Consider the following 13,005-nt stretch of genomic DNA (forward strand, 5'->3'; position numbering starts at 1 on the left):
TCATAAGCATATGATTATTTATGCAAACAGATAGTTATCATCTTTTTGTGGTCGGCAAAATAGAGGGGGTCTTTTGAGCCAACCTCTGAGCTGATCACAGCTTTCAAAGCTAACTACGGCTTTCAAACAATAATTTAACAGTTAATTTATGGAGTAGATTATGGCAATTCGTCCTTTACATGATCGTATCGTCGTGCGTCGCAGCGAAGAAGAACAAAAAACAGCTGGCGGTTTATTGCTAGCAGGCGGCGCCCAAGAAAAACCGTCTCAAGGTGAAGTCATTGCAGTAGGTAATGGTCAAATCCGTGAAAACGGTGATGTACGTGCGCTCGATGTCAAAGTCGGCGACAAAGTACTCTTTGGTCAATATGCCGGCTCAACGGTTAAAGTAGATGGTGAAGAATTATTGATTATGAAAGAAAGTGATGTATTGGGTGTGATTGAAGGTTAATCAGTCATTACTTTAAACAATCGTTTTTTACCCAAAAGCTAATTTACTTAGTCTTAATTTACCTGGTCTTAATCTAACTGGTTAAGTACTTGGTAAAGTAATTGATAGCAACCGTGGTAGCAATTTGGACTACCTTATACAAATAAAAATTTATAATTTGGAGAATTTAACATGGCTAAAGATGTAAAATTTGGTATTGATGCCCGTGCAAAAATGATTGACGGCGTCAACGTATTGGCAAATGCGGTTAAAGTAACATTGGGCCCTAAAGGTCGTAACGTGGTTATCGATAAATCTTTTGGCGCACCCACCATCACTAAAGATGGCGTATCAGTGGCTAAAGAAATCGAACTTGATGACAAATTTGAGAACATGGGCGCACAGTTGGTTCGTGAAGTTGCAAGCAAAACTAATGATGTTGCAGGTGACGGCACCACTACAGCGACTGTTTTAGCCCAAGCGATTTTGCAAGAAGGTATGAAATCAGTCGCCGCTGGCATGAACCCAATGGACTTAAAACGTGGTATCGATAAAGGTGTACGTGCCGTTGTTGCACAAATCCATGCGCTTTCAACCCCAGCCAATGACAGCAAAGCCATCGCACAAGTCGGCTCTATCTCAGCTAACTCTGACCAAACTATCGGTGACTTAATCGCTCAGGCGATGGAAAAAGTGGGTAAAGAAGGCGTGATTACGGTTGAAGAAGGTTCAGGCTTTGAAGATACCCTTGAAGTCGTTGAAGGTATGCAGTTTGACCGTGGCTACATCAGCCCATATTTCGCCAATAAAGCAGATACGTTGACCGCTGAACTAGAAAACCCATTAATTTTGTTAGTCGACAAAAAAATCAGCAACATCCGTGAGTTGATTCCACTACTTGAAAACGTGATGAAATCTAGTAAACCCTTACTGATCATTGCTGAAGATGTCGAAAACGAAGCCTTGGCAACTTTGGTTGTGAATAACATGCGTGGCGGTCTAAAAGTCTGTGCCGTCAAAGCCCCTGGTTTTGGTGACCGTCGTAAAGCGATGCTTCAAGATATCGCTATCTTAACGGGCGGTACAGTTGTATCAGAAGAACTGGGCATGAGCTTAGAAACTGCGGATTTATCGGTATTAGGTACTGCCAAAAAAGTGACGGTTGGTAAAGAAAACACTGTGATTGTCGATGGTGCCGGTCAAAAAACTGAAATCGATGATCGTGTTGCCTCTATCCGTCGCCAAGTGGAAGAATCAACCTCTGATTACGACAAAGAAAAGCTACAAGAGCGTATTGCTAAACTCGCAGGCGGTGTGGCAGTTATCAAAGTCGGTGCGGCGACTGAAACTGAAATGAAAGAGAAAAAAGACCGTGTGGATGATGCTTTGCATGCAACTCGTGCTGCCGTTGAAGAGGGTGTTGTAGCAGGTGGTGGTGTGGCATTGGTTCGTGCTATCTCTGCGCTTGATAATGTCAAAGGTGACAATGACGACCAAGCAGCGGGTATCAACATTCTACGCCGTGCGATGGAAGCACCACTTCGTCAAATCGTGACCAACGCAGGTGATGAAGCATCTGTGGTGGTAAACCAAGTCAAAGGCGGTCAAGGTAACTACGGTTACAACGCAGCGACTGGTGAATACGGCGATATGCTAGAAATGGGTATCTTAGACCCAGCCAAAGTCACTCGCTCAGCGCTTGAAAACGCAGCATCTGTGGCAGGCTTGATGCTCACCACAGAAGCAATGATTACTGACCTGCCAAAAGACGACGCTGGCGCCGCTGCTGCCATGGGTGGTATGGGCGGCATGGGTGGTATGGGCGGCATGATGTAATCGAAAGATTATATCCCACTCAAGCCATTTAGCTAAAATCATAACCCTATTAAACTTCAGTTTAATGGGGTTTTTTAATTAGGAGAAATTATTACAACCATGACGATGGAATTACTGGACAATCTGCTACCACAAGCCAAAATCATCGGTTTATTCTGTATATTCAATGAAACTGTGCTAAAAGATAGGGTCAGTGGATTTTATGGGCGGATATTTCGCGTTAAATGGCGGTGCAGTTAAACATTATCCCGTCTAAAAACATACTCGGTCGTGCTTGAGGCATTTTCTATGAACTGATAGCCTTCCAAGTTAAAGTCTTTTAACTGTTGCGCGGTTGTCAGCTGATTTTCAGCGGCAAAACGCACCATCAACCCGCGTGCCTTTTTGGCATAGAAACTTACCACCTTATATACGCCATCTTTTCCGTCTTCAAAGCGAGGCGTGATAATTTCTGCGCTGATTTTTTTGGGATTGACCGCTTTAAAATATTCATTGGAAGCCAAGTTTACCAAAACTTTGTGTTTATTTTCTGTCATACGTTGATTGATTAAATCGGTAATCGTATCGCCCCAAAATTGATACAAATTCTCGCCTCTGGGATTTTTTAGTTTTGTGCCCATTTCCAGGCGATAGGGTAGCATCAAATCAAGCGGTTTTAACAAGCCGTACAACCCAGACAATATTCCTAATCGCTCATTGACATAATGGACTTGTTGTTCAGTCATTTGCTGCGCTGCCAAGCCTGTATAGACATCGCCATCAAATAAATACAGCGCCGCTTTAGCAGGTATGTCAGCATGATCGGTGCTAAATGGCTGGGTAGTATCCCATCGCCAGTTTTGGTTGCGCACGGCATTTAATTGCCCAAGTTTACCTGAGATACTCATCAACGCCGACAAATCGGTTGGCGCTAATGTTTTTAATTCGCCCATCAATTCGCAAGCGTGCGCCATCAAAGCAGGCTGGGTATAATGCTGACTAAAATCAAAAGGTAAATCATTTTTTTCATTCAAATTTTTGGCAGGCGAGAGCACAAAGTACATGGCTATGTTCCGTTTGCTTTATTTTATTGGTTAAGAATTCGAGCGGTTAAGATAATAATAATGGCATAGCAGGGCGCAAAGATAACGCCCAGGCTCAATAGATTAGGCGAGTTTGATTTTATCGGTTAACAAAAATTCCATCAGCGCTTTTTGGGCATGCAGACGATTTTCGGCTTCATCCCATACCACAGCGCGCGGATCCTCAAGCAAATCATAGGAGATTTCTTCGCCGCGGTGGGCAGGCAGACAATGCATAAACAAGACGTCTGGATCGGCTTTATCCAGTAATGAACGGGTCACCATATACTGAGCAAATCGCCGCGCACGAGTATTTTGCTCGCTTTCTTGTCCCATACTTGCCCATACATCGGTGGCAACCAAATGCGAGCCTTTGACCGCCTCATTAACATCTTCGACCAGCTCGACACAGTGCGAATACTGTTTGATGAGGTCGGCATTAGGTTCAAACCCATAAGGGGCGGAAACCCGCAATTGAAAGCCAAATTGATGCGCGGCATGGATAAAAGAAGCGCACATATTATTGCCATCCCCAATCCAAGTCACCGTTTTGCCTTCGATGCTGCCACGGTGCTCCATAAAGGTTTGGATATCGGCTAGTAGCTGACAAGGATGCTGTTCGTCAGTAAGTGCATTGATAACAGGCACTTGCGAATACTGGGCGAATTTTTCAACAATACTGTGTTCAAAGGTGCGAATCATGACGATATCGACCATGCGTGAGATAACACGTGCCGAATCTTCAATCGGTTCGCCACGGCCGAGCTGGGTATCGCGCGGTGATAAAAATATGGCATGGCCGCCAAACTGTCCCATTCCTGTTTCAAATGAAATACGGGTACGGGTACTCGATTTTTCAAAGATCATCCCCAAGGTACGACCGACAAAAGGCTGATAAATAACCCCTTCATGCTGCATCAAACGCAGTTCACTGCCACGTTTAATCACCTGCATTAATTCTTCTTTGCTAAAATCCAATAACGTCAAAAAATGGCGGGTACTCATTGCCTGTCCTACATCCCAATTTTGTCAATAAACATTACAGTAAACTATCAGTATAGCGGATTTATCCAAACTGTCTAGCAAATTGACGCATTTGTGTCACTTTAACATCCGTCACATAGTTAACAGTTAAGACTGATAAATCCACGTTGGGCGTCGGGTGACCACGCTTAACAGCTCATAGCTAATGGTATCATTCCAGCTACCCACTTCATCAATGGTCGGTGCGTTACCCCAAAGCTGGACAGGGCAGTCAAGGTTTACCTCGGTAGTATGGGTTAAATCAACCATCAACATATCCATCGCCACGCGACCGATGACAGGCGCCTGTTGACCTGCGACGACGACATACGCATCATCGCTAATCACCCTTGGATAACCATCAGCATAACCCACACTGACAATACCGATGCGCGCGGGGGTTTGTGCAGTCCAGCGACTACCATAACCCACGCTATCGCCCGCTTTTAGCGTATGAACTGCCATGATGCTGGCATTAAAATGCATGACAGGTTGCAGATTTAGCTGTTTGGCAGTGGCATGATTTACAGGCGTTGCCCCATACAAGATAATGCCTGGGCGCACCCAATCGTAATGGCGGTCTGACCAGTTGACAATCCCTGCTGAATTACACAATGAGCCTTTAATCGCAGGATTTACTTGGTCACGTAATATTTGTAAGGTTGAATCAAATAACTCAAATTGTTGTTGGTTATTGGGATGATCGATGGCATCAGCGTTGGCAAAATGGGTGGTCAAAACAATCTCATAGCCTGAGCTAGTTAATTGCTGAGCAATTTCCTTGATTTCATCCGATGTAAAGCCAAGGCGGTTCATGCCAGTGTTTAGTTTTAGCCAGACGGTTGCGCCGGTTTTTGCAGGCTGCTGCAACGCCCAGTCTAATTGGCGTTGGTGGTGTACCACGCACTCGATTTGATGCGCTATACAATATTGCCATTCGGCTAACGAAAACGCGCCTTCAATCACTACCATTAATTTTTGCCAGCCCGCCTGTTGTAGTTCTATCGCTTCTTGCAAACAAGCGACACCTAGGGCATCGGCTTGTGCTACGGCGGGTAAACAGTTGACGGCGCCATGCCCGTAGGCATTGGCTTTCACCATGGCTAATACCTTGGCGGTAGGGGCATAATCTTTGACGCGTTGTAAGTTATGGGTAAGCGCTGCTAAATCGATGGTGATGCTGGTTTGACGCACAATCTTGACCTTGTTGCAGTAAAATTTTTATTCATCAGGTTCGCTAAAGGAAGCGGTTTGGTAAAATTCAGGGGTTAAGTTACCAAAACGGGTAAATTGCCCTTCAAAGGATAGGCGCACTGTCCCAATAGGTCCATTACGCTGTTTACCGATAATGATTTCAGCTGTGCCTTTAGCATCGCTATTTTCATTATAAACCTCATCACGATAAATGAACATAATCAAATCGGCATCCTGCTCAATTGCACCCGACTCCCGTAAGTCCGACATAATCGGGCGTTTGTTGGGTCGATTCTCCAAACTTCGATTTAGCTGTGATAAAGCCACCACCGGGCAATTCATCTCACGGGCAAGCGCTTTTAAGCTTCGAGAAATCTCCGAAATCTCACCCACGCGGTTGTCGCCTAAGCCTGGCACTTTCATCAGTTGTAGATAGTCGACCATTACCATCCCAAGTTTGCCATCATTGTCTTTGGCAATACGGCGACAGCGTGAACGAACCTCAGATGGGGGTAGCGCGGTACTGTCATCGATATACAGTTTTTTAGCATGCAGATGGGCGATGGCGTTGGAGAGTTTACCCCATTCGTCTTCGTTCATTTGACCTGAGCGCAAATGCGTTTGGTTGATAGCCCCCCAAGAGGACAATAGACGCATCACAATTGACTCGGCAGGCATTTCCATTGAAAACACCACCACCGGTAAATCGGTATGAAATAAAATACTCTCTGCCAAATTCATCGCAAATGTGGTTTTACCCATCGAAGGACGCGCTGCCACGATAATGAGATCGCCCGCTTGTAGCCCTTGGGTTTTGTTATTGAGTTCTTCAAACGGGGTCTTAAGCCCAATCATGCCTTCAGGATGGTCTTTAAGTTCTTGGATATTGTTGACGACATTGGTAATAACATCGCTTAGTTGGGTAGGACCCTTGTGTTTTGACTGGCGGCTATGGGTTTCATTGATGGCAAAAATTTCGCTTTCAACGGTATCTAAAATATCACTGACACTTTGATTTTTTGGGTCAAAGGCAAGCTCTAGCATATGACTGCCGGCTTTGATGATTTGGCGTAAGGTCGAGAATTCTTTTACCCGCTGCGCATAAGCAGTCAAGTTAAACAGCGTCGCTGGGCTTTGTGATAGGATATCGCCTAGATAATCGCTACCACCTGCAGGTTCAAGCAGTTTTTGCATATCGAGCCAGTCCATCACCATGGTGGCATCATACGGCTCATTGGCATTGGCAAGATGAGAGATAGCATCAAAAATATATTGATGGCGCTGTGCATAAAAATCATATTTGGTAATAATATCTGAGATGCGATCAAACGACTCTTCAAGGCTCATCAGCGACGCTAGGACGGACTTTTCTAAATCCATACTGTGCGGTTGGTGCTGCGTCAGCGAAGTATTCTTAAGATCGTTCTCTTTGGTTTTATCGTCTGCCATGATGACCTGTGATAAAGTTATTTTAAATAGTTTGAAAGGGCAAAAGTTTGCTAAAAGTTATCGGTTGCAAATGGTGAGTCTAACACACGCATCAAAATAGAACAGTCAATATACCGAAAAAACCATCCAAATTCTAATGAGAAAAATATAAAAAAACGGCAATTTTTTTGAATGAAATCAGCTTGAATTTTAGGCTTTTTTGTTGAATTTTTACGCCACAAACAATAAAAAAAAGAGACAGCAAAGCCATCTCTTTTTTAAAGTAAACTATCAATTAAGCAGCTGAATCTTCTGCCAAGATAGTGACTTGAATGTTGGTCATTACATCGTGATGTAATTGAATGTCAACATTATATTCGCCAATTTGACGTAATGCACCTTCAGGCAATTTAACTTCTGAACGGTCAACAGGTAAACCAGATTTGGTTAAGGCATCGGCGATATCGCGAGTACCGATAGAGCCAAATAGTTTGCCTTCATCACCTGATTTTGCACGGATGATAACATTGACGTCTTGTAGCGCTTCAGCACGGGCATTAGCAGCGGCTAATTCATCAGCTTCTACTTTTTCAAGTTCTGCACGGCGTGCTTCAAATTTTTCGATGTTAAAAGCAGTAGCTGGTAATGCTTTACCTTGTGGTACAAGGAAGTTACGGCCATAACCTGCTTTTACATTAACAGTATCGCCTAGTTTACCTAGGTTAGCGATACGTTGTAATAAAATAACTTGCATATATCACTCCTCGGTTTATTTTTGGCTGTCAGTGTAAGGAACCAACGCAAGATAACGCGCTTGTTTGATTGCTACAGCCAATTGGCGTTGATATTTGTTTGAAGTACCAGTGATACGGCTTGGTACGATTTTGCCACTTTCAGTGACATACTGTTTTAGGATTTCGATATCTTTATAATCGATATGGGTAATGCCTTCAGCAGTAAAACGGCAAAATTTACGGCGGCGATAAAAACGTGCCATGATTAGTCTCCTTAATTATTCGTCGTTGTTGTCTTCAGCATCAACTTCTGACTCATCATCATTTGATTGATAGTCATCTTGAGCTGTATCGTTACGGCGTGAAGCTTTACGAGCACGTTTTTCTTCAGCACTTTTTGCTAATGGTGATTCTTCAGTAATCGCTTCGTCACGACGGATAACTAAGCTACGGATGATAGCATCGTTATAACGGAATAATTCTTCAAGCTCATCAAGCGTTTGTTGACCCGCTTCAATGTTTAATAGCACATAGTGAGCTTTGTGAACTTTGTTGATTGGGTAAGCTAATTGACGACGACCCCAATCTTCTAGGCGATGGATAGCACCACCTTGTTCTTTTACTAAGTTGATATAACGCTCAACCATGCCAACCACTTGGTCGCTTTGGTCTGGGTGAACCAATAATACCAGTTCATAATGTCTCATAAAGACTCCTCACGGATTAAACAGCCGTTGACCCCGTGTCAACAGCAAGGAGATTGAATGCACCTAAGTTAGAATCATCTAACTATATTGGTATAAACAAGGTGCGCTATTATATAGTAGCACACACTCAGTAGCAAGTTAATATTTACTTAACAAATTCGCCCACGCATTGCTGCAAGGTATTAGATACGGCGCGCGCCACAATGACATTGCGCGCGGTCGGGTCAACTGCTGCTGTGGTCAAATCGACAATGGTGACGGACTGCGGGGCTTTTTCGCTGACGCAGCTACAGACATTGCTCGCTACCTCTGCTTGCTTCTCGGAAGTCATCAATACACTGCCCAAGCGCCAGTATTGGTTATTTTGTAATTGAGCTTGGCATTGTTGATTCACTGCGGCTTTAAATATCGCCATGCCGACATTGTTGGCAGCGCCGATGGTGCTATTAGCATCCATCACACCGGTACCAGTGGTAGCGGCGCAGCCGCCCAAGGCTAGGGCTGAGCCAATCACTGCAGCGGCACTTCCTATGCATTTAGTAGCTTGGCGTTTATTAGCTAGGCGTTTAGTAGATAGCCTAATAGCGGCGAAAAAAGAAAATTGTTGATGCATATCAAATACTCCTGTCCTTTATTGTGTTAAACAATTGATAAACACCGCTAACATAGCAGATTACAGAAGATTTCTTTACCACAATTTTTTAACCAAGTCATGTTATTGGGTCATAGTTATTAAAAATAGTTACTAAAAAATATGCCATCAAACTTAAAAAACTGGGTGGGATTTTTTTTCATCAATGTTTATAAAGCCAATTAAATTCCTCGACCTCAGTGATATTAATCGGAAAAAAACACGGATTTTTTGGATTTTTCGATAGATTTGATTCAAATTAAACCTTACTAAAAATGTGGGATTGATAACCAATTGTTTTAGGTTTTGCATTTGTTTAATCTTTTTTTTCCTTGTTTTGAGTGTGGAATTGGACTATAACTATACCTAACAAATACATCTATTTACACAATAATAAGGAATTGTTATGAACTGGCAATTATTTAGCGTAATTTTTACAATCGCTTCTGGTGTGACTATCGGTGTTTTAATGACCATTGCGCTGGTAACTGGTTTTGACCAAATTCCACACATTATAGCCACAGCGATTGTCGGTTTAATCCTATCTATTCCAATTGCATGGATTGTCGCCAAAAAAATGCAAACACTGAATATTGCCAAAACCCCAGTAACCCCAGTTGCGCGATAACAAAGTACGCTAGATAAATAACTAAAACCGCTAAAACCGCTTAACTAATAATAGCTAAGCGGTTTTTTTATGGCTAATAAGGTTAAAAGTGTATAGCACTCACGCTAGACTACGGTGCTAAACGCTGTAGCTCAACAGCTACTGTAAATCTACCTTGGTACCTGTATCAACATTGGCATACACTTCAAGCACATCCCAGTTGGTTAAGCGAACACAGCCGTGCGAGGCTTGACGGCTAATGCCTTCAGGAACGGGCGAGCCATGAATCCCGTATGAGGGTTTACTCAGTCCCATCCATACCACACCGACTGGACTTTTGGGTCCTGGCGGCAACATAAACACTTTTTTATCTTTGCCTTCACCGCTACTGGCGCGGTACCAAGGGTTTTTAACACGATTGACAATACTAAAGGTACCCGTAGGAGACGGTGTATCACTACTACCGACCGTGGTAGGATAAGTGGCAATTAATCTATCGCCATTATAAGCGTATAAGATATTGTCGGCTTTTTTGGCAACCAAACGGGTGATTTTCTCATTGAGCGGCGCGCCTGGGTTAAAGACGGTGATGGTTTCACCCACGGTGAATTTTTTATCGCTATTAAGCTTTTTAAGATAGCGAATATCCATGTGGAAACGTTCAGCCAACATTTCTTGGACGTCTTGATAGTATAGACCTTTCATTTTAGATTTGGCTTCACTACCACTCGGTGTTGGCTGATACGGACCTTTAATATCTTCTTGCGTCAAGGTATAACCGACCAACACAGGCTGATTGGCAGGAATTTTTTCATTTAACAGTTTCCAAACTTCCGCGCTCATACGACCATCTTGGGGTAGTCCATGCATGGCTTGGAAATTTTTGAGCGCTTTTTTGGCATTCATACCCCAGCCGCCATCAATCGGACCCGGTGAAGCATGATTCCAATCTAACAAGGCTTGAAGTTTTAAGGTCGTTGCTGAGTTAACATTTTGACCAGGTTTCCAGTCGGCGCTATTGACTAGCTGTGCGTAGTCAGACAAATTTAGGGTAGAAAAACTGGCAGGTGTCGTTGCTGTTTTATTGTTACCTACCGTCGTCGGGTCAAAAGTTGGCGCAGCCGTCGTAGTATTGTTGACTTCTTCAGAGCTCGCGCCTGCGACACCTGCACCCGAGGTATAGTCACTGTCGATACCTGTTTGGGTGGCGTCTTCTTTAATGCCTAATGCCGTGGTGGTGGCTGGGATTGGGGTTAAAGGGATATCGGTTGATACTGGCGTTGGTTTTGCTGCCGTCATTGCAGTAGCCGAGGCGACTTTCGGTGTAGCGGTAGATTGTGTGACGCTAGCTGCGGGCTTGGCTGTTTGCGGTTTTTTAGCAGTAGTGGTTGCGGCTTTGCTTTGCGATTTTTTAGCCGTTTTACTATCGGTAGTGGTTTTTATAGCAGTCGCGGCTGCGGTAGAGGTGCTGGCCGCTTTGGTTGTGGCAGTTTTAGTCGTGGTCGTTGTTTTGGTCACAGCTTTGGTGGCGGGTGCCGTTTTGGCGGTAGTGGTGTCTGAGACCGTGTTGGTGGCTGCAAATGCTTGATTGGCAATCAGACAAGCTAGGGTAGATAGTACAAATTTTTTCATAGATTGACTCAATAATCGGCAATAACAAATAAAAATAAGGGACAATATAAATAACGTACAATAAAAGCCTAAATTGGCTGCAATTATACTATAAAAACCAACTTTTCGGACAATGGCTCATTTGTTGGTGGCACGGCAATCTAAGTAGCGTTTGCCAAAGCGTTTAACAACCTTGCGCCATGAAACCTTGCTGCATAGTTAAATTTTTCCACAGCTAAACAGTTAAATTGTCGTATGAATAAATTGTCCCATAGGGGAATTTACATGCTTTAAGTCTAACATTAACAAATCGCAGGATAGACAATGGTAAAATTTTTTAACCAAGCGGTATTTTTATAGCAAGGTTAAGTTAAAAAAGTGTTTAAAATGTTTTGCACTGTTGGCAATAGGCATGCTTGCAATGTTTATTGGATAACTCAATGATTAAACATTCAACGGTACAAATCTGCGAAGCTTTAGGTTGTTAAATAACTTTAGCTCGTTAAATAATTTGTAAAAAAATCAAAGTATATTATAATTTTAATTCAAAATTTTTTAGGTTAACCACTATGTCATCATCGCCATTTGCATCAGCCAATGTTTCTCACACGCCATCTTTTGACCAAAATCAAGATTCACAAAATTTTGATGACTTGCAAATCGATTTGCAAGCACTTGATATGGATGAAGAAAGCGAATCAGATGACATCTTTGACACCATGCAACAAGAGTTTGCTGAAGCCCACCAAAGCCTAAAAACGATTCGCGATTTTATCCGTTTTGGGGTCAGTAAATTACGGGAGCACGATGTAGTAGTCGCGCAAGGTACCACAGATGAGTTTGCTGAAGCTTCTGCTATTGTGCTACAAACCTTATCGCTTGATTGGTCTGCCGATGAGCAAATCTTAGATTGTCGCCTGACCAATAGCGAAAAATCAGAAGTATTGACATTGTTGCAGCGCCGTATCGTTGAACGTAAACCTTTGAGTTATTTAATTAATTTATCTTATTTTTGCGATTTGCCATTTTACGTGGATGAGCGGGTATTGATTCCGCGCTCGCCAATTGCTGAGCTGATTCGCCAGCAGTTTTATCCGTATTTTGAGCCGAATGATTTGGTTGAAAAAATCAGTGGCACTACTAATGACAAAAAATTTCATGACCACGGATTGTATGATAAACAGTTAGCACAACCAGAGCGTATGCTAGATTTGTGTACAGGGTCAGGCTGTATTGCCATTGCCTTGGCAAGCCGTTTCCCTGATGCAATGGTCGATGCCAGTGATATCGACAAGAACGCGCTAGAAGTGGCAGCGGTCAATGTGGAACATCACCACATGAACCATCAGGTCAACTTGATTGAGTCAAACTTATTTGAAAAAGTGCCTGCAGAAAATCAATATGATTTGATTGTCACCAACCCGCCGTATGTCGATGCGGCAACGATGGCAGATTTACCACCCGAGTTCTTGCATGAGCCAGACCACGCGTTGGCAGCGGGACAAGATGGCTTGGATTTGGTGCATCATATCTTATACAACGCCCCAGATTATCTAACTCGTGACGGCTTGCTGGTGTGCGAGGTGGGGGATAGTGAATGGGCACTGCGCCAAGCCTATCCTGAAATTCAGTTTGATTGGTTAACCTTTGCGCATGGCGGGCATGGGATTTTTGCCATGGATTATGATGAATTGATGGAAAATCGGGCATATTTTGAGCAGTATGTGAGTGTATCTCAATAGG

The 13,005-nt window shown here is 43.3% G+C and carries 13 protein-coding genes; 4 read left to right on the forward strand and 9 right to left on the reverse strand.

Annotated features, from left to right (window positions below):
• The first annotated feature begins 157 nt into the window (after positions 1-157).
• Together RNZ41_RS03745 and groL are read left to right on the forward strand one after the other, a co-directional pair.
• Positions 158-451 (forward strand): co-chaperone GroES, encoded by a 294-nt coding sequence (locus RNZ41_RS03745; protein WP_197931485.1) that lies wholly within the window; start codon positions 158-160, stop codon positions 449-451.
• A 171-nt stretch (positions 452-622) separates the two neighbouring features.
• Positions 623-2,266: a chaperonin GroEL gene (gene groL, locus RNZ41_RS03750; protein WP_314027611.1), complete on the forward strand. Its 1,644-nt coding sequence runs from the start codon at positions 623-625 to the stop codon at positions 2,264-2,266.
• Positions 2,267-2,502: 236 nt separating this feature from the next.
• Here the strand turns inward: groL and yaaA are convergent, their stop codons facing one another.
• From yaaA to RNZ41_RS03790, 8 genes are all read right to left on the reverse strand, one after another.
• Positions 2,503-3,309: a peroxide stress protein YaaA gene (gene yaaA, locus RNZ41_RS03755; protein ID WP_314027612.1), complete on the reverse strand. Its 807-nt coding sequence runs from the start codon at positions 3,307-3,309 to the stop codon at positions 2,503-2,505.
• Between the two features lie 102 nt (positions 3,310-3,411).
• A complete protein-coding gene (gene argF / locus RNZ41_RS03760; protein WP_007114922.1) occupies positions 3,412-4,332 on the reverse strand; it encodes an ornithine carbamoyltransferase in 921 nt (306 codons plus the stop codon).
• Positions 4,333-4,458: 126 nt separating this feature from the next.
• The gene (gene alr, locus RNZ41_RS03765) at positions 4,459-5,544 is read right to left on the reverse strand and encodes an alanine racemase (RefSeq protein ID WP_096489137.1); all 1,086 of its coding nucleotides are present in this window, start codon (positions 5,542-5,544) and stop codon (positions 4,459-4,461) included.
• A 27-nt stretch (positions 5,545-5,571) separates the two neighbouring features.
• Positions 5,572-6,993, reverse strand: a complete 1,422-nt coding sequence (dnaB, locus tag RNZ41_RS03770; protein ID WP_314027613.1) for a replicative DNA helicase — start codon at positions 6,991-6,993, stop codon at positions 5,572-5,574.
• A gap of 274 nt (positions 6,994-7,267) precedes the next feature.
• The gene (rplI, locus tag RNZ41_RS03775) at positions 7,268-7,726 is read right to left on the reverse strand and encodes a 50S ribosomal protein L9 (RefSeq protein ID WP_060994380.1); all 459 of its coding nucleotides are present in this window, start codon (positions 7,724-7,726) and stop codon (positions 7,268-7,270) included.
• 15 nt (positions 7,727-7,741) lie between these two features.
• Positions 7,742-7,969 (reverse strand): 30S ribosomal protein S18, encoded by a 228-nt coding sequence (rpsR, locus tag RNZ41_RS03780; protein WP_036594162.1) that lies wholly within the window; start codon positions 7,967-7,969, stop codon positions 7,742-7,744.
• A gap of 15 nt (positions 7,970-7,984) precedes the next feature.
• Complete coding sequence (gene rpsF, locus RNZ41_RS03785; protein WP_007114929.1) at positions 7,985-8,413, reverse strand: 30S ribosomal protein S6; 429 nt, start codon at positions 8,411-8,413, stop codon at positions 7,985-7,987.
• A 145-nt stretch (positions 8,414-8,558) separates the two neighbouring features.
• Positions 8,559-9,026: a hypothetical protein gene (locus RNZ41_RS03790; protein ID WP_314027614.1), complete on the reverse strand. Its 468-nt coding sequence runs from the start codon at positions 9,024-9,026 to the stop codon at positions 8,559-8,561.
• 424 nt (positions 9,027-9,450) lie between these two features.
• On the opposite strand from RNZ41_RS03790, the gene RNZ41_RS03795 reads away from it, so the two are divergent.
• On the forward strand, positions 9,451-9,672 hold the full coding sequence (locus tag RNZ41_RS03795; RefSeq protein WP_138017971.1) for a hypothetical protein: 222 nt from the start codon (positions 9,451-9,453) through the stop codon (positions 9,670-9,672).
• A 138-nt stretch (positions 9,673-9,810) separates the two neighbouring features.
• Here RNZ41_RS03795 and RNZ41_RS03800 read toward each other — a convergent pair whose 3' ends face one another.
• Positions 9,811-11,283: a L,D-transpeptidase family protein gene (locus RNZ41_RS03800; RefSeq protein ID WP_314027615.1), complete on the reverse strand. Its 1,473-nt coding sequence runs from the start codon at positions 11,281-11,283 to the stop codon at positions 9,811-9,813.
• Between the two features lie 659 nt (positions 11,284-11,942).
• On the opposite strand from RNZ41_RS03800, the gene prmB reads away from it, so the two are divergent.
• Positions 11,943-13,004 (forward strand): 50S ribosomal protein L3 N(5)-glutamine methyltransferase, encoded by a 1,062-nt coding sequence (gene prmB, locus RNZ41_RS03805; RefSeq protein ID WP_409950724.1) that lies wholly within the window; start codon positions 11,943-11,945, stop codon positions 13,002-13,004.
• Position 13,005 lies beyond the last annotated feature (1 nt).

Origin of the sequence: Moraxella sp. DOX410, from assembly GCF_032248735.1 — a bacterium.
Classification (GTDB): domain Bacteria; phylum Pseudomonadota; class Gammaproteobacteria; order Pseudomonadales; family Moraxellaceae; genus Faucicola; species Faucicola tetraodonis.